Source organism: Delftia acidovorans SPH-1 (assembly GCF_000018665.1).
In the GTDB taxonomy this organism is placed as follows: domain Bacteria; phylum Pseudomonadota; class Gammaproteobacteria; order Burkholderiales; family Burkholderiaceae_C; genus Comamonas; species Comamonas acidovorans.
In genome coordinates, this window is the sequence record NC_010002.1 from 2701986 (window position 1) to 2719064 (window position 17079).

Genomic DNA, 17079 nt, shown 5'->3' on the forward strand with positions numbered 1-17079 from the left:
CTGCACTCAGGGCACGATGGGGCGCAGTTGCGCATCGGCCATGCCCACCAGCAGCGCACGCCCGTCGGGCTCCACGCGGAACTCGCCGTAGCGGGCCTGCTCCCAGCGCTGGCCATCGCCTTCGCGGAAGTACCAGGCATCGGTCACCAGCGTCCACCGGCCGCCGCGCGGGGTGAGTTCAAAGCGCTGCTCGCCGGGCGCCAGCGGCTCGCTGGCCGTGCCGGTGCGCAGCCACTGCACCACGCCCTGCTCATCGAGCTTGCCGATGGCGTAGAGGCGTCCGCTGCGCAGGTTCTCTTTCTCCACGTCCCTGTCCTCGGAAGGCAGGCGGAAGTTCAGGCGCATGTAGTCGCCCTGCATCAGGGAGCGCGGGTCCACCGGCGCCAGTTCCACGAACACCTTGCGGCCCTGGGCGATGGTGCGCTCCTTCTGCGCAATGCCGATATTGGCCACCGCCAGCGTGCAGGCCGCCGTCAGCACCACCAGCCACGGCGCCCAGCGCTGCAGGGGCACGGCGCCCGATGCGGCGGCGGTCTCCGCGCTGCCTGGCAGGGCTGCGGCGCGCGGCCCTGCCCAGGCCAGCAGGCCCAGCAAGGCGCCGCAGCCGGCCAGCACCATGGCCTTCGTCGCCAATGGCCAGGCCAGCTGGTAGTAGAAGCTGCCCACGATCCAGGCCGCAGCCAGGGCGGCCGCTGCGGCCTGCCGCCAGCGGCCGCTGGTGCCGGTCACCGCCAGCGCCAGCAGGCAGGCGCCCAGCCAGGGCAGGAAGGCACTCAGCACGGCCAGCACCACGGCAGCCACGGCGGCGCGCGGCTGCCGCAGCGTGGGCCATGCGCGCTGGGCGAACCAGGCGGCTGCCAGGGCCAGCACGGCCGAGCCGGCCTGCGTCAGAACGCCCATGGAGATGTTCGGGGCGGCTTCCTGCGCCAGCTCGCCCGCCAGGCCGCCGCCCAGCGCGCCGGCCACCATGAAGCTCCTTCCGGACAGAAAGGCCAGGCCAGCCAGCACCGCCAGCAGCCAGCCCGTGGCAAAGGGCTCCAGCGCCGCCGCCATGCGGGTCTGTGCCGCAGACTGCCCCAGCGCGCGCCACTGGGCTGCCAGCAGCAGCATCCAGAGCAGCAGCGCCGCATGCACGATGACCCAGGTCGGCAGGCCTGCGTACAGGGTGGATGGATCGTTGTCCGGCCAGAGCATGGTGCAAAACAGCAGCGCGCAGGCGGCGCCCAGCAGCACGCGCAGCCAGGGCCTTGGAATGGCGGCCGTGCAGGCCAGCGCAATGGCCAGGCCTATCGCGCCCGCAGCCTGCCCCGACAGGTCGCGCGCCAAGCCAAAGCCCAGCAGGCCGGCGCCGGTCAGCATGGCAGGCAGGGCCAGCTGCTCCAGGAAGACGGGCAGCTCCTCGGCGCGCAGCACGGCCACGGCTGCGGCCAGCATCATGGCGCCGATCACATAGGTGCCGGCGCCGCGCTCTATCCAGTCTGACAGGGCAAACGCAAACAGAATCAGCAAGGGCAGAAGGGCCAGCCAGGCGCCCAGCGCCGTGAGCAGCACCACCGCCCAATGGCGGTCGCTGGCGGCAGGGCGGCGGTCCTGCAAGGCGGCAGGCGGCAGGATGCCCTGGTCCACGGCCTGGCGCAGCAGGGTGTCGTATTCGTGGCTCATTGAAGGCCTCCTTCCGCGTTGCGTGACATTCGAAGCACCAGGCTGACCGTGGCCGCCAGCAGGCACGCAGCGCCCAGGCCGACGAGCAGCAGCATGCCCGTGAAGTCCGCCCCCAGTTTCTCCAGCAGCAGGTAGACCAGGCCGCACACCAGCAGCACGTTCAGGCCCAGCGCCGCACCGCTGAGCAAAAAGATATCGAAATGCCTGCGCAGGCCCGCCAGCGCCGCCGCGCCTGCCAGCAGCACCAGCCCCAGCGGGTACTGCGGCGCCACCGTGCTGTGGAACAGCCCGCTGATGGCGGTGGAGGTGATCATCGCCAGCGCCAGCGCGCCCGCGCCGCGCAAGGCCCACAGCCCGGCGCCCGTGAAGCGCCGCAGGGCCGGTGCCATGACCGCGGTGACGGCAAGGGCGGCGCCCAGGGCCACGGCATGGACGCCCAGGTCGCGCGACTCCACCTCCCAGAACTGCGGCGTATGGGCCTGCGCCCACAGCGCAATGCCCGTCATGGCAACCACCACCCAGGGCACCCAGACGCCATCGCTGCGGGCCGCCAGGGCCAGCGGCAGGGTCAGCGCTGCCCACAGCGCAAACAGCTGCCAGGGGTCTGCTCCCGTCTGGTAGGTCTGCCCGAAAAAGGCGAACAGCGCACCCGTGCCCAGGAGCGCCAGCACCGACAGCGGCACGCGCGCCGCCGCGCGCCATGCCGCGCCAAGACACATCACGAGCACAAAGCCCTGCAGCAGGGCAAAGCGCTGCATGCGGCCCATGCTCTCCCAATTGGCGGCAATCCACAGCACGATGCCCAGCCCGCCCAGCGCCGCGCCCAGCAAGGCCACCACGGGCCACAGGCGGGTTCTGAGCGCAGCCGGTTCCTGCTCGAATCCCGCCAGTGCAAACAGCTGCACGGCGGCCTTGCGGTCCAGGCCATGTTGGCGGACAAGGTCATGCAATAGGGGGCGCAGGTTCATGGTGCGGACGTTCCTTGGCTTGAAGATGCGGATGCCCGACTGTGCCAGAACCTCGCGTGCATGGATGGCGGCGCAGGACGGCATTCCGGCGAGCCGGGGGAGCCGTGGGAAGATCGCGGCCAGAGTCCTGCCATCCTCTTGCCATTGCTGCCTAGCCCAATCCTGCCGACATGCCTTTCCTGCCTGCCCCTTGCCCCGGTGCGCAAACGCACCAGCACCAGCACCAGCACCCGCACCCACAACCTGCAGGGCAGGCGCGATGAAGCGCGGCGATGCGCTGGACGGGCAGATCGAGTGGCAGCCGGTCACCCGGCCTGCCGCCATCGCGCTGACGGCCTTTGCCGCCTGGATCATCTGGGGCCACTTCTTCAGCCAGGGCCACTGGCTGCTGCTGCTGGACAACGCCAACCTGGCACTGCACGAAGCCGGGCATCCGCTGGTGGCCCTGTTCTCGCAGCATCTCTCGGTCTACGGCGGCACGCTGTTCCAGCTGCTGTTCCCGGCCCTGTTCATGCGCCATTTCCACAGGCAGGGCCAGCGCACGGGCTGGATTGCCGCGCTGATGTGGCTGGGGGAGAGCCTCATGAACGTGGCCCACTACATGAAGGACGCGCGCGCCCAGGTGCTGCCGCTGGTGGGCGGCGGCGACCATGACTGGACGGAGATCTTCAGCCGCTGGGGCGTGCTCCAGGCCGATGTGCGCATCGGCACGCTGACGGCGCTGCTGGGTCTGTGCCTGGTGCTGTGGGGGCTGCGGCTTGCCGTTGCGGCGCTGCGCTCGCCACAGGCCTGACCCGCCATCTGATACGGTCGAATCCGCTGCATCTGCTGCTACCGCCGGGGCAGGGCGCTGGGCATAGTCCAGGCAGTCCCCGGCAATTCATGACAAGCCCGCATCAAGGGCGCACCGGCCGGGGCGAAGGCCCCGCATGTCAGAACGACCGAAACCGCTTCCCGATGAAACCGCCGCAGCCCCCCGGCCGCGGCCCGCGCCACGCAAGGTGATTCCCATCGCCGATGCCAGCGCGGATTCCCCGCTGTTCGAATCGCGCAGGAAGATCCAGCCGCGCTCCATCACGGGGCGCTTCACCCATTGGCGCTGGGCCATGGTCTGGCTCACGCAGCTGTTCTTCTATGGCATTCCCTGGCTGCAGATCCATGGCCGGCAGGCCCTGCTGTTCGACCTGGAGCAGCGGCGCTTCTACGTCTTCGGCTGGCTGCTGTATCCGCAGGACTTCATCTACCTGGCGGTGCTGCTCATCGTCTCGGCGCTGGCGCTGTTCCTGTTCACCACGGTGGCCGGGCGGCTGTGGTGCGGTTTTTCCTGCCCGCAGACGGTCTACACCGAGCTGTTCATGTGGGTGGAGCGCCGTCTGGAGGGCGACCGCAGCGCGCGGCTGCGGCTGGACGGCAGCGGCTGGGGCGCGGAGAAGATCGCACGGCGCGGCGGCAAGCATGCGCTGTGGCTGCTGATTTCGCTGTGGACGGGGCTGACCTTCGTCGGCTACTTCGTGCCCATCCGCAGCCTGCTGCCCGAGGTGCTGGCGCTGACCGGCGCATGGCAGATCTTCTGGGTGCTGTTCTATGCGCTGGCCACCTACGGCAACGCGGGCTTCCTGCGCGAGCAGGTCTGCAAGCACATGTGCCCCTATGCGCGCTTCCAGAGCGCCATGTTCGACAAGGACACCCTGGTCGTCACCTACGACACCGCGCGCGGCGAATCGCGCGGCCCGCGCCACAAGGGGGTGGACTACCGGGCCCAGGGGCTTGGCGACTGCATCGACTGCACGCTGTGCGTGCAGGTCTGCCCGGTGGGCATCGACATACGCGACGGCCTGCAGTACGAATGCATCGGCTGCGGCCTGTGCATCGACGCCTGCAACAGCGTCATGGACCGCATGCATTACCCGCGCGGGCTGATCCGCCTGTCCACGCAGAACGGCGTGGCCCGGGGCTGGCGCCAGAGCGAGCTGGTGCGCCGCATCTTCCGCCCGCGCGTGCTCATCTACGGCACGGCGCTGGTGGCCATCTCCACGGCCATGGTGGCTAGCCTGGCGCTGCGCACGCCGCTCAAGGTGGACGTGGTGCGCGACCGGGGCACGCTGTCGCGCATCGTGGCCGGCGGCCAGATCGAGAACATCTACCGCGTGCAGATCGGCAATGCCACGGAGCAGGACCAGCGCTATGTGCTGACGGCCTCGGGCATCGAGGGCCTGCGCGTGGCTTCGGAGACCGAGGTGGACGTGGGCGCGGCCCAGGACCGCTGGGTCGTGGTGCGGCTGCAGGCGCCCTATGGCGCGGCCGGCCCTGGCTCGCACGGCGTGGAGATCACGGCCACGGCGGTGGGTGACCCGGCGCTTTCCAAGCAGGCGCACAGCACGTTCCTGGTGCCGCGCTGAGGGGCCGGTTGGATGGATTGATTCAGGAGTACAGCGCAGTTGTTGTGCACGATGCCTGGTCCGCTGCAGCGCGGGCTGGCATCGGTTTTGAGGCCCCGGGATTTTCTCCGGGGCCTTTTTTTCATCCTGCCGGCACCGAGGCGGCTTGCAGGGCGGCGACTCCCGGGCGACACGATCTGGTGTAAATGCTCATAGGGAAATCCGCAGACCCCGCTATGGTGGGCGGCTGTTTTCCGTCCCGCGTATGAACCAGAAACCTGCCTCCCCCGACAACGTCTTTTCCGAGTCCAGCGCCTCCGCATCGCTGGCCGCCTCCACCGCCACAACCAGCACCACCGGCAGCAGCCCGGCAGCGGCCACGCCCAAGCCCACGCCCAAGCCCACGCCCAAGCCCACGCCCTTTCGCTCCGCCCTGATCCGCTCCGGCACCATCCGTGCCACCACGCGCAGCTTCCTGCATGCCCTGGGCCAGGACGACGAAGACATAGAGCGCCCGCACATCGGCGTGTTCCACACGGGCGGGGAGATGAGCCCCTGCAACCTCAACCTGCGCGACCAGGCCCAGCATGCCAAGACCGGCATCTATGCCGGGGGCGGTACGCCGCATGAATGCCCGGTGGTGTCGGTCAGCGACGGGCTGACCATGGCGCATTCGGGCATGCGGTTTTCGCTGGTCTCGCGCGAGTTGATCGCCGACAGCGTGGAGGCCTCGGTGCGCGGCCACCAGTGGGATGGCATCTTCGCCATCGGCGCCTGCGACAAGAACCTGCCGGGGCTGATGATGGGCATGGTGCGCTGCAATGTGCCCAGCGTCTTCGTGCATGGCGGCTCGGCCCTGCCGGGGCAGGCGCCCGGCGTGCACGGGCGCGACCTGAACGTGGTCGATACCTACGAGACCATCGGCCAGGTGCTGGCCGGCACCGCCACGGCGCAGGACCTGGAGGCCATGAGCCGCGCCTGCCTGCCCACGGCCGGCGCCTGCGCAGGCCAGTTCACGGCCAACACCATGGGCATGGTGAGCGAGGCGCTGGGCCTGGCGCCCATCGGCTCCAGCATGGTGCCCGCCGTGTTCAGCGAGCGCGCACCGCTGATGCGCCGCGCCGCGCGCCAGCTCATGCAGGCCGTGTGGGCCAGCGCCGAAGGCGGCGGCCCGCTGCCGCGCGACATCATCACGCGCCGGGCGCTGGAGAATGCCTGCGCCGTGGTCAGCGCCACGGGCGGATCGACCAATGCCGCCCTGCACCTGCCGGCCATCGCGCATGAGGCCGGCATCCGCTTCCACCTGGACGACGTGGCCGAGATCTTCGCGCGCACGCCGCTGATCGCCGACCTGCGTCCCGGCGGGCGCTTCCTGGCGCGCGATGTGTACTACATCGGCGGCGCCGGCGTGATCCTGCGCACGCTGATGGAGCAGGGCTTTGTCCACGGCGATGCACTCACCTTCACGGGCCGCACCCTGGCTGAAGAACTGGCCGATGCCGCGCCGCCCGATGGCGAGGTGGTGCGCACGCCCGGCAATCCCATCACGCGCGACGGTGGCCTGACCGTGCTCAAGGGCAACCTCTGCCCCGATGGCGCGTTGCTGAAGACGGCCGGCCTCAAGACCCTGGTGCACCGGGGCCCCGCGCGCGTCTTCGAGTCCGAGGAACAGGCCCAGGCCGCCGTGCAGGCCATGCAGTACGCGGCCGGCGATGTCATCGTCATCCGCAACGAAGGCCCGCGCGGCAGCCCCGGCATGCGCGAGATGCTGGGCATCACCGCGCTGCTGTATGGCCAGGGCATGGGCGACAAGGTGGCCCTGCTGACCGATGGGCGCTTCTCTGGTGCCACGCGCGGCCTGTGCATCGGCTACGCAGGCCCCGAGGCCGCCGACAACGGCCCCATTGCCGCGCTGCGCGACGGCGACCTCATCGCCATCGACGCCCGCGCCGATGCGCGCAGCATCACGGTGGAAATCGGCGAGGCGGAACTGGCCGCACGCCTGGAACAATCGGCCGCCGCGCGCCGCCAGGCCCCGCCGCTGGGCGGCGTGCTGGAAAAATACGCGCTCACCGTGCGCCCGGCCCACCAGGGCGCGGTCACGCATTCGGGCCAGGTGGTCTGGCTGCGCGACGACAGTTGAAGCCGCCGGGCTGGCACGCATTTCCCCGCTGTTCCCCCACTGTTTTTTCCAGAGTTTCAATTTCAACCGGAGACATACGCATGAACATCGACCGCCGCCAATGGCTGGGCACCGCTGGAGCGGGTGCGCTGCTGGCCAGCCTGGGCCAGCAGGCCTGGGCGCAGGCCCAGGGCCCCATCGAGACCCTGAACATCATCACCGGCTTCGCGGCCGGAGGCACCTCGGACGCCATCTGCCGCCGCGTGGGCACCAAGCTGTCGGGCTATGCCAAGACCGCCGTGGTGGAAAACCGCACAGGCGCGGGCGGGCAGATCGCCATCAGCTACGTCAAGGGCCGGCCCGCAGACGGCGCCACCCTGCTGCAGACGCCCACGTCCATGCTGTCCATCTACCCGCACATCTACAAGAAGCTGCCCTATGACCCGGTGGCCGACCTGGCGCCGGTCACCGTGGGCTGCATCTTCGACTTCGGCTTTGCCGTCGGCCCCGCCGTGCCCGCCAGCGTGACCACCGTGCCCGAATTCTTCGCCTGGGCCAAGGCCAACCCCGCAGGCGCCAACTTCGGCTCGCCCGCTCCCGGCTCCACGCCGCACTTCATCGGCGCCCTGCTGGGCCAGCATGCCGGCGTGGACTTCAAGCACGCCGGCTACCGCGGCACCCAGCCCGCGCTGCTGGACATGCTGGGCGGCAACGTCTCCGCCGTCTGCGGCCCCGTGGGCGACATGCTGCAGCACCTGGCCGGCGGCAAGATGCGCATCCTGGGCGTCAGCGGCGCCAAGCGCAGCCGCTTCGCACCCCAGGTGCCCACGCTGGTGGAGCAGGGCTACAAGGACATGGCGCACAGCGAATGGTTCGCCTTCTTCGTGCCCGCCAAGACGCCTGCCGAGACCGTGCAGCGCCTGAACGGCCACATGCGCAAGGCCCTGGCCACGCCCGACGTGGTGGACAGCCTGGCCACCTTCGGCCTGGACGCCCAATCCTCCACCCCCGCAGAACTGGCCGCGCTGCTGCAGTCCGAACTCGCCAAATGGGGCCCCATCGTCAAGCGCGTGGGATTCACAGCAGAGGGCTGAAAAGAACAAAACGGGCCGAGCGAAGCGAAGGCCCGCCCCATGCCCACTCCCCGTATGTCAGCGCAGGTTGCCCGCAGCGAAGCGGAGGGTCGCGGACATTCGGGTTGTACGTGTCAAGGACATGGGTAACAACTCAGCTCACAGACATGGGTAACACTTCAAGCTCACATAGTCCTTCTGGGGTCCTCGCACATCCTCTTCGTTGAAGCAGCCCAGTCGCACCGGCCCCAGATACACATCCCACTGGCCAGCGGCCACCTCCTGCATCCCGATCCACTGCCCCGCCAGCAGGTAGCCGATGTAGACCCGCAGCGCTCGCCAGTAAATCAGGCCGTTGTGGCTGACTCGAACTCGTTCCCAATGCTTCGGGTACTGCAGCTCCGGTAGCTTTGAGGGGTATGGCCTGGCCGAGTCGCTGTAATGCTGGGCCGGCATGCTTTGCTGCAAGGCCTCATGCGGGCGCTGCTGGTTGTAGTGCTCCACAAAGGCATCGAGCTGCATCTGCAATGCCGCTTTGTCCGCCGCAGGCTCTTTGCCCAGGGCATGCTTGAGCGTGCGGTGCATCCGCTCGTGGCGACCGTTTTGCTGTGGCTTGCCCCTCTCGATGCGCTCCGGCCTGATGCCCAGCCTTATCCACCATATCGCCAGGCGTGACAGGCCCGCCACGCCAGTAGTCGCGAATGGCGGACCGTTGTCACTGCGTATGCGCTCGGGCAGTCCGTATTGCCGAAACACCTGTTCGAAGCTGCGTTTGGCATCCTCGTAGTTGGGGCTGTCGTAGACGTGCACGGCCAGCAAATAGCGGCTGGCGTGGTCCATGATGGTCAATGGATAGCACCAGTGACCATCGGCTGTCTTGAACTGGCCTTTGTAGTCTGCACTCCACACCCCATTGGGCTGCTTGCTCGTTCGCAAGGGCTGGGCCGTAGGCACCGAGCGTCTGCGTACACGCCTGCTGCAAACAAGCCCCTCAGCCTTCAGCACGTTGTAGATGGTGGTTTTGCTGGGTGTCTCCTGTGGGCCCCAACGCTGCAGGAGCAAAGCGTGCAGCTTCTTGGGCCCCATCTGTGACCTTTGCTGCGTGCGCAGCTCAATGATGGCCCGGCGCTGTGCATAGCTGATCGCCTGATTGTTCCCGTGGGGCCTGCGACTGCGTTCTTGCAATCCATCCATGCCCAGTTGGCGGTAACGCTCAACCCACTTGTAGGCCGTCTTGCGGCTGATGCCGTAGCGCCTGCACAGCTCGCTCAGCGGCGCACCACCGCGCAGGTGGTCGGCTATGAAGAGCAGTTTCTCGTCCATGGGTGCGCACTCCTTCCAGGGCATGGTGATCGCTCCTTGGCTGCTGTTGGCTCCAGCTGCCAAGCTTGGATCTGTTACCCATGTCCTTGTACTGATGTGTCACCTATGAGTGTGAGTCGTACCGGTCGCCTTCTTTGATCTGACCTTTCTTGGCGAATCAAGAAAGGGCAGTCGGCTGCCGGGCCGAGACCCGGGCTCAGAAAAATACCACCCGGCAGGGTCAAAAACAGACCCACGTAAACCAAAGCATCAGAACGGCAACGTCCCCTGCACATACAACGTCCGAGGCATCCCCACATACTTGCCCCCGTTGTTATCCGTAGACCGCGTGTAGTACCTGCGATCGAACAGATTCTTGACCCCCACAGCCACCCGCAGATTGCTCAGCGACTTGCCAAAGTCATAGCCCGCACGCAGGCCCACGGTCGCAAACCCGGGAATATCGCCCAGCCGCCCCGCAGCATCTTCCTGCGTCACATACTGCGTGCCCGACCCCGGAGAGCGCTGCTTCGATTGCGCGGCCAGGTCGGCATTCAGCGTCCACTGCCCCAGCGCATAGCGCGCCCACAGCTGGCCCGTGTGGCGCGAGTACAGCGGCAGGTCGCGCCCCGCGAAATCGCCAGCGCGCGAGACGGCCTCGGTGTAGGTATAGGACACACCCGCCGTCAGCCCCTTGAGCGCGGCATTCCACTGGCCCAGGTCGTAGCGCAGCGAGGACTCGATGCCTCGGTGGCGCGTGGCGCCCAGGTCGGTCCAGATGCCGTCCACGCCCACGCGGGTCAGCAGCAGTTCCTTGTCGAAGTCGATGTTGAACAGCGTCAGCTCGGCGTTCAGCGCCGGGCTGTTGTAGTGCGTGCCCACCTCATAGGTCTTGGCCGATTCGGGATGCAGGCCGCGCTCGGTCTGGGCCAGCTGTGCGTACTGCTGCGGGCCGAAGGACTTGCCCGCGTTGGCGAACAGCGACCACTGCGCATTCATGCGGTAGAGCACGGACAGTGTGGGCAGGAACTCGCTTGCATCGGCCTTGGGGAACAGCTGGCTGGTGACGGTGCTGCCATCGGCGCCCAGGTTGCTGACGTTGTTGAAGGAGTTGATGCGTTCGTAGCGCACGCCAGGGGTGATGGTCCAGTTGCCGATGTCGATGCGGTCATCGATGTAGAAGGCATGGGCCGTGGTGCCGCCCTGGCTGGTCTGGTAGGGCGTGATCGGCAGGGCCATCGCGTTGGCCATGGTGGCGGGGTTGTAGTAGGCCGTGCGCAGCGCGACCTCGGAACTGCTTTCCTTGAGGTAGCGGTAGCCCACGCTGACTTCCTGCACCACGGAGCCGGTCTCGAACAGGCGCGAGTAGCGCGGCTCGATGCCGAAGTAGTGGTAGCTGCGCGGCGCGGCCGTCAGGCGGCGCTGGTTGGCGTTGTCCTGCTCGATGTAGCTGCCGCGGAACGAGTCCACGTAGTAGCCAAGCACCTCGAAGTTGTTGCGCCCGTCCTTGTGGTTGTACTTGAACGAGGCATCGGTGCGGCGGCCGTCGAAGCTGTCGTAGGAGCGCGTGGACTGGAACGGGTCGGCCGCGTACTGCGCCGTGGTCAGGCCGCCGGGCATGCGGCCCGAGCCCTCGAAGTGGTGCAGCGAGACGGCGATGTCGTCCTGGGCCGAGATGCGGTAGGCGCCCTTGAGCAGGATGTCGTCGATATCGGTCTTGTCATTGCCTGCGCGCCAGCCGTCGCCATGCGTGCCCGAGTACAGCAGGGCCAGGCCCAGGCCGGATTCGTTGGTGCCGCCCACGAACAGGCTGGGCGTGGTCTTGGCATTGCCGCCGTGGCTGTAGATCTCGGTGCCCACCGAGGCCTCGGCCGCGAAGGTCTTGGGAATGGCGCGCGTGACGAAGTTGATGATGCCTCCCACGTTCTGGGGGCCGTAGCGCACCGAGCCCGCGCCGCGGATCACGTCCACCGACTCCAGGTTGCCCAGCGACACGGGCGCCAGCGACAGCTGGGGCTGGCCGTAGGGCGCGTAGGAGACGGGCACGCCGTCCATCAGCACATACGAGCGCGGCGACAGGCGCGCCGTCAGGCCGCGCACGCCGATGTTCAGCGACACGTCGCTGCCGCCCGTGCCGTTGCTGTCCTGCACCTGCACGCCGGGCACCAGGCGCAGCACGTCGCGCAGGCTGGAGGATCCGGTTTCCTCGATGCGCGCCCGTTCGACGATGGTGCGCGCGCCGGCATGGTCCAGCACCTTTTCCTCGGTGGGGTTGTCCAGCCAGTTGCCCGTGACGGTGATGGCGGACAGGCCGGCCTCGGGTGCGGTGGTGGTGGGGGATGGCGCCTGTGCCGACGCCTGCAGCGACAGCAGGGCGGCGGCGACAGCGGCCGCGCAGCGTGTGAGCGTGGCGCAGTGATTGCTGGAAACCATGGAAAACTTCCTTTGTGCCTCTGGGATTGGTGCAGCGCTGAAGGGTCGGCTGGCAGGCTGCAGGACGCGTGGCGGCGGGCGAGGCGGAAGCAGGAGACAAGGACCGGTCAGCATGCATGGCGGCGATGCCGGTTCGGGGTGCGAGTCTAAATGAGAATCATCCAGCTCGGCACCAGGCTGACAGCAGCTGTGCCGGGCCGCGTTGCCCGGGCGCTACAGCGCAGCAGGTGCTGCCAGCGCAGCGGGCGCTTACCTTGCTGCTTTTGCTGTTGGACGGGGCTGCATTGCGCGGGCCAGCTCGCCCAGCGTGGCCAGGGCCTGCCCGGTCTCGTCGCTCCAGTCATGGCCGTAGTTCAGCCGCAGGCAGTGGCCGAAGGCCTGCGAGGCCGAGAAGATCGGCCCCGGCGCCACGCTGATGCCGCGCGCCAGCGCCGCGCGGTGCAGGGCCAGCGCATTGCAGTACGGCGGCAGCTCTATCCACATGAAGTAGCCGCCCTCGGGCCGCGTGGCCCGCGTGCCTTGTGGAAAGTGGCGGGCAATGGCCGATGCCATGTGGTCCCGCTGCAGGGCCAGGCTCTGGCGCAGGCGGCGCAGGTGGCGGTCGGCGCCGCCGCTTTCCAGGTAGTCGGCCAGCGCCTGCTGGGTGGGTGCATTTGTGGCCAGCGTGGTGGTGAGCTTTTGCCGGGCCACGGCGCGCGTGAAGCGCCCCGGCGCGGCCCAGCCCGTGCGCCAGCCCGGCGCCAGCCATTTGGAGAACGAGCTGCAGTGCAGCACCCAGCCTTCGGTGTCGAAGGTCTTGGCCGGCGGCGGGCGGCGCTCACCGAAGTACAGCTCGCCGTACACGTCGTCTTCGATCAGCGGCACGCGGTGGCGCGTGACCAGCTCCACCAGTGCGCGTTTGCGCGCCTCTGGCATGAGGCTGCCCAGCGGGTTCTGAAAGCAGGTCATCAGCCAGATGGCCTGGGGCCTGTGGCGCTGCAGTGCTGCCTCCAGCGCGTTCAGGTCCATGCCCTCGCCCGGATGGGTGGGCACCTCGATGGCCGACAGGCCCATGCGCTCCAGCGCCTGCAGCGCGCCATAGAAGCAGGGCGATTCGATGACCACGGCGCCGCCGGGCCGCGTGACGGCGGCCAGGCACAGGTTCAGGGCCTCCAGTGCGCCGTTGGTGATGACCAGATCGGCCGGCGTCAGCGCCAGGCCGTCGGCCAGGTAGCGGCGTGCGATCTGGCGGCGCAGCGCCAGGCTTCCGGGCGTGAGGTCGTCGATGGCGCTGCGCGGGTCGGCCTCGCGCGCGGCATGCGCCAGGCACTGGCCCAGGCGGCGCAGGGGGAACAGGCCCGGCGAGGGAAAGGCCGAGCCCAGGGGCACGACATCGCGGTCCATGGCCGACTCCAGCACCTCGAACACGCGCTCGCTCACATCGACCACCGCAAAGCTGTCGCCCTCTGGCGAAGACGGCTCGGTGGGCTCGGGCGGCGCGCTGCGCGGGCGCTGGGCCACGAAGTAGCCCGATCGCTCGCGCGCGCGCACCAGGCCGCGCGCCTCCAGCAGGTAGTAGGCCTGGAACACCGTGGAGGCGCTGACGCCGCGCCGCTCGCTGGTCTGGCGCACCGAGGGCAGCTTGTCACCTGGGCACAGAACGCCTGCGGTGATGGATGCCTCGATATCGTCGGCCAGCTCCTGGTAGCGCGTCATGGCGGCGTGCGTGTTTGGGTGCGGGCGCCGCTTCAGCCTTGCTCGGCCAGCAGTTCCTGCAGCGCCTTGATCTGCTGGCGCAGGCGCTCGTTCTCGGCTTCGAGTTCGTTCACACGCTGCTGCAGCTCCTCGGGCGAGGCGGTCACGGCCGCGCCTTCGCCGTCGGCCGCTTCGGCTTCGGGCTTGGCGGCCTTGGGCTTTTTCTTGGCATCGCGCACGCGCTTGGCGGCCTGCTTGAGTTCGTCGGCGCCTGCGGCGGCCACGGCCTGCTGCTCGTCCACGGGCAGGCTGGCGACCACGGCGGCGGTGCTCAGCGAGATGTCGCCCGAGCGCACGGCGGCCACCACTTCGGGCGCGGCCTTTTGCTGGATGGTCTCGATCAGCTTGACCTGGCTGCTGGACAGGCGGGCCACGCGGGCCAGGGCCTCGCGCGTGTCCAGGGCCTCGTCGGGCACCTTGGCCACGCTGGCCAGGGCGGCGGCGACCACGGGGTCGGTCTCGCCTTCCCAGGGGGCTTCACCCTCGGCCTGGGGCGCATCGGCCTTGGCGGCCATCACGGCGGCGGCGGCGGCCGAGCGGCGCGTGGCAATGATCTCGCGCTTGCGCAGCGCCAGCACGCCGCGCTGGAAGTCGGACACGCTGCGGCGGCCCAGGTGCTGGTCGATCATCCACAGGTGCACGTCGTCCATGTTCTTGAACTGCGTGGCCTGCACGGTGTTGAAGGGCAGGCCGTGCTTTTGGCAGATGGCGTAGCGGTTGTGGCCGTCGATGAGCAGGTCGTTCCAGAGCACGAGCGCGTCGCGGCAGCCTTCGGCCACGATGCTGCGCTCCAGCGCGTCGAGTTCATCGGGGGTCAGCGGGTCGATGTAGGCCTTGAGTTCTTCGTTGACGACGATGTCCATGGCAGTGCAGAAATGAGGAATGAAAGGAACGGCGGCCGCTCCGGGCCATTGCAGCAATGGCCCTGGACAGCCGCCAGGAAAAAATCACGGGCAAGGAGGGCAGGGCGGCCTGCGCCCCGGCTTCACAGCAGGCGCGAGATCAGCGCACCCTCGGCCGGCGCATCCAGCGGAATGCGCACGCGGATCGGGTTGCCCTGGGCGACCTGCACCGGTTCGCCGTCGAGGTTGAACATCTTCTCCAGCAGCACCTGGCGGTTGCCCTGCGGGTGGATGATCTCCAGCGTATCGCCCACCGAGAAGCGGTTCTTGGTCTCCACCTCGGCCATGCCGTCGGCATAGCTGCGCACCTCGCCCACGAAGTGGCTGCGCTGCAGCACCGAGTGGCCGGTCTCGTAGTTCTGGTAGTCCTGCGAGGGACGGCGCTCCAGCAGGCCGCCCGTGTAGCCGCGGTTGGCCAGGCCTTCGAGCTCGGTGATCAGGTGCGGGTTGAAGGGGCGACCAGCCACGGCATCGTCGATGGCGCGGCGGTAGACCTGGGCCGTGCGGGCCACGTAGTACAGGCTCTTGGTGCGGCCCTCGATCTTGAGCGAGTCCACGCCGATCTTCACCAGGCGCTCCACATGCTCCACGGCGCGCAGGTCCTTGGAGTTCATGATGTAGGTGCCGTGCTCGTCTTCCATGATGGGCATCAGCTCGCCGGGGCGGCCCTTTTCCTCCAGCAGGTAGACCTGCTCGGCCTTGGGGTGGCGCGCGCCGTCGCCGCAGGTGCTGGTGAACTGGCTGTCGGCCTCCTCGCGGGCCTTCTCGAAGCTGAAGTCCTGCTCCATGGTCTGGGCCAGGGCCTCGCCGGTATTGGGATCCACGGCCGCGTCATGCGTCTTGTAGTCCCAGCGGCAGGCATTGGTGCAGGTGCCCTGGTTGGGATCGCGCCGGTTGAAGTAGCCCGACAGCAGGCAGCGGCCCGAGTAGGCGATGCACAGCGCGCCGTGCACGAAGACCTCGATCTCCATGTCCGGGCATTCCTGGCGGATCTTCTCGATCTCGTCCAGCGACAGCTCGCGCGACAGGATGATGCGCGAGACGCCGGCCTTCTGCCAGAACTTCACCGTGGCCCAGTTGGTGGTGTTGGCCTGCACCGAGAGATGGACCTCGGTCTCGGGCCACTTTTCCTTGACCATCATGATCAGGCCGGGGTCGGCCATGATCAGCGCGTCGGGCTTGCACTCGATCACGGGCTCGATGTCGCGGATATAGGTGCGCACCTTGTCGTTGTGGGCGATCAGGTTGCTGGTGACGAAGAATTTCTTGCCCCGCGCATGCGCCTCGGAGATGCCCTGGGCGATCTGTTCGAGGCGGAATTCGTTGTTGCGTGCGCGCAGGCTGTAGCGGGGTTGCCCGGCGTAGATGGCGTCGGCGCCAAAGTCGTAGGCCGCACGCATCTTGTCGAGCGAGCCGGCCGGCAGCAGCAGTTCGGGGGCTTTGAGGGTCATGATCCCCGTATTGTCCCGCATCGCGCTTTCCAACACGGTTCGCTATGGCTCCGCCAGGCCCAGTCCCTTCAGATGCACCAGCAACTGCCTTGCATGGGCGGGCAACTGGTCTTCCCGGGCCGTGCACAGCAGCAGCTGGCGCCGGGCCCAGGCATCGCTCAAGGGCACGGCGCGGGCGCCGCTGGCCGGGGCCAGGCGCTGCGCGGCGGCGGCGGGCATGACGGCCACGCCCACGCCCTGGCCCACCAGCTGGCAGATGCTGTCCAGGTGCTGCAGCTGGGCGCGCCAGCGCAACTGCCCTCCCGACGGCCCTTCCAGCAAGGCAGCCTGCTGGCGCACCAGCACCTGCAGGGCGGCATCGTGCGGCAGGCCTACCCAGTCTTCGGTCAGCAGGTCCTGCAAGGCCAGCCGCTTGCGCCGGGCCAGGCGGTGGGCGCGCGGCAGCACGGCCACCAGCGGGTCGGGGCGCCAGGGCGTGGCCTGCAGGCCGCGCAGGTCCTGGGCATCGCTGGCCACGCCGATGTCGCACAGGCCCTGGCGCAGCCGGTCCAGCACTTCGGCGCTGCGGCATTCCTGCAGCTCCAGCGCCACGCGCGGATGCCCGCGCAGGAATCCGGCCACGGCCAGCGGCAGGTGCTCGCTCACGGCCGAGGTGTTGCCGCATACGCGCACATGCCCGGCCAGGCCCGCGCCGTACTCGGCCATGTCGCCGCGCAGGCGTTGCATCCGTGCCAGAACGTCACGCGCATGCTGGCCCAGCGTGTGGCCGGCCGCCGTGGGCCGCACGCCGCGCGCCTGGCGCGCGAGCAGGGCGCAGCCCAGTTGCGCCTCCATGCCGCGCACGCGCTCGCTGGCCGAGGCCAGCGTCATGTGCGCCCGCCCGGCCGCCGCCGTAAGCGTGCCGCAGTCGAGGATATGGACGAACAGCTGCAGGTCGGTGAGGTCGAATCGCATGGACTGTGGTGCTGAAGGATCAGGCCATGCCTGAGCCTTGGTTTGAAGATTCCCGATTGTGATCCCTGCGGTGGTGGGCGAGCATGGCGCCATGAGGTTC

At 68.6% G+C, this 17079-nt stretch carries 12 protein-coding genes; 4 read left to right on the forward strand and 8 right to left on the reverse strand.

The window, feature by feature from the left end:
• Positions 1-6: 6 nt before the first annotated feature.
• Complete coding sequence (locus DACI_RS12230; RefSeq protein ID WP_012204366.1) at positions 7-1662, reverse strand: GDYXXLXY domain-containing protein; 1656 nt, start codon at positions 1660-1662, stop codon at positions 7-9.
• Positions 1659-2630, reverse strand: a complete 972-nt coding sequence (locus DACI_RS12235) for a DUF2157 domain-containing protein (protein ID WP_034398293.1) — start codon at positions 2628-2630, stop codon at positions 1659-1661. Before DACI_RS12235 ends, DACI_RS12230 begins: the two co-directional genes overlap by 4 nt.
• Before the next feature lie 259 nt (positions 2631-2889).
• On the opposite strand from DACI_RS12235, the gene DACI_RS12240 reads away from it, so the two are divergent.
• From DACI_RS12240 to DACI_RS12255, 4 genes are all read left to right on the forward strand, one after another.
• On the forward strand, positions 2890-3423 hold the full coding sequence (locus DACI_RS12240) for a hypothetical protein (protein WP_012204368.1): 534 nt from the start codon (positions 2890-2892) through the stop codon (positions 3421-3423).
• Between the two features lie 136 nt (positions 3424-3559).
• Positions 3560-5029, forward strand: a complete 1470-nt coding sequence (ccoG, locus tag DACI_RS12245) for a cytochrome c oxidase accessory protein CcoG (protein ID WP_012204369.1) — start codon at positions 3560-3562, stop codon at positions 5027-5029.
• 244 nt (positions 5030-5273) lie between these two features.
• Positions 5274-7151 (forward strand): dihydroxy-acid dehydratase, encoded by a 1878-nt coding sequence (ilvD, locus tag DACI_RS12250; RefSeq protein ID WP_043781321.1) that lies wholly within the window; start codon positions 5274-5276, stop codon positions 7149-7151.
• An 80-nt stretch (positions 7152-7231) separates the two neighbouring features.
• Positions 7232-8224, forward strand: a complete 993-nt coding sequence (locus DACI_RS12255) for a Bug family tripartite tricarboxylate transporter substrate binding protein (RefSeq protein WP_012204371.1) — start codon at positions 7232-7234, stop codon at positions 8222-8224.
• A 138-nt stretch (positions 8225-8362) separates the two neighbouring features.
• Here the strand turns inward: DACI_RS12255 and DACI_RS12260 are convergent, their stop codons facing one another.
• The 6 genes from DACI_RS12260 to DACI_RS12285 all read right to left on the reverse strand — a co-directional run bounded on the left by DACI_RS12260 (position 8363) and on the right by DACI_RS12285 (position 16979).
• Positions 8363-9550, reverse strand: a complete 1188-nt coding sequence (locus DACI_RS12260; protein WP_012202886.1) for an IS481 family transposase — start codon at positions 9548-9550, stop codon at positions 8363-8365.
• Between the two features lie 225 nt (positions 9551-9775).
• Positions 9776-11938 carry a TonB-dependent receptor family protein gene (locus DACI_RS12265; RefSeq protein ID WP_012204372.1) on the reverse strand — a complete coding sequence of 721 codons (2163 nt, stop codon included), beginning with the start codon at positions 11936-11938 and terminating at the stop codon, positions 9776-9778.
• 249 nt (positions 11939-12187) lie between these two features.
• Entirely contained in the window at positions 12188-13633 is a 1446-nt protein-coding gene (locus tag DACI_RS12270) for an aminotransferase-like domain-containing protein (RefSeq protein ID WP_012204373.1), read from the reverse strand.
• Positions 13634-13665: 32 nt separating this feature from the next.
• The gene (locus DACI_RS12275; protein ID WP_012204374.1) at positions 13666-14535 is read right to left on the reverse strand and encodes a hypothetical protein; all 870 of its coding nucleotides are present in this window, start codon (positions 14533-14535) and stop codon (positions 13666-13668) included.
• 122 nt (positions 14536-14657) lie between these two features.
• Positions 14658-16046: a prephenate-dependent tRNA uridine(34) hydroxylase TrhP gene (trhP, locus tag DACI_RS12280; protein WP_012204375.1), complete on the reverse strand. Its 1389-nt coding sequence runs from the start codon at positions 16044-16046 to the stop codon at positions 14658-14660.
• 21 nt (positions 16047-16067) lie between these two features.
• Positions 16068-16979, reverse strand: coding sequence for a LysR family transcriptional regulator (locus DACI_RS12285; protein ID WP_012204376.1), 912 nt, complete (start codon positions 16977-16979; stop codon positions 16068-16070).
• Between the last annotated feature and the right edge of the window lie 100 nt (positions 16980-17079).

Excerpts from the sequence above, each read along its gene's own strand:
- DACI_RS12230 (WP_012204366.1), bottom strand. The coding sequence starts at position 1,662 with ATGAGCCACGAATACGACACCCTGCTGCGCCAGGCCGTGGACCAGGGC.
- DACI_RS12270 (WP_012204373.1), bottom strand. The coding sequence starts at position 13,633 with ATGACGCGCTACCAGGAGCTGGCCGACGATATCGAGGCATCCATCACC.
- DACI_RS12265 (WP_012204372.1), bottom strand. The coding sequence starts at position 11,938 with ATGGTTTCCAGCAATCACTGCGCCACGCTCACACGCTGCGCGGCCGCT.
- ccoG (WP_012204369.1), top strand. The coding sequence starts at position 3,560 with ATGTCAGAACGACCGAAACCGCTTCCCGATGAAACCGCCGCAGCCCCC.
- DACI_RS12285 (WP_012204376.1), bottom strand. The coding sequence starts at position 16,979 with ATGCGATTCGACCTCACCGACCTGCAGCTGTTCGTCCATATCCTCGAC.
- DACI_RS12255 (WP_012204371.1), top strand. The coding sequence starts at position 7,232 with ATGAACATCGACCGCCGCCAATGGCTGGGCACCGCTGGAGCGGGTGCG.
- DACI_RS12235 (WP_034398293.1), bottom strand. The coding sequence starts at position 2,630 with ATGAACCTGCGCCCCCTATTGCATGACCTTGTCCGCCAACATGGCCTG.
- ilvD (WP_043781321.1), top strand. The coding sequence starts at position 5,274 with ATGAACCAGAAACCTGCCTCCCCCGACAACGTCTTTTCCGAGTCCAGC.
- DACI_RS12240 (WP_012204368.1), top strand. The coding sequence starts at position 2,890 with ATGAAGCGCGGCGATGCGCTGGACGGGCAGATCGAGTGGCAGCCGGTC.
- DACI_RS12260 (WP_012202886.1), bottom strand. The coding sequence starts at position 9,550 with ATGCCCTGGAAGGAGTGCGCACCCATGGACGAGAAACTGCTCTTCATA.
- DACI_RS12275 (WP_012204374.1), bottom strand. The coding sequence starts at position 14,535 with ATGGACATCGTCGTCAACGAAGAACTCAAGGCCTACATCGACCCGCTG.
- trhP (WP_012204375.1), bottom strand. The coding sequence starts at position 16,046 with ATGCGGGACAATACGGGGATCATGACCCTCAAAGCCCCCGAACTGCTG.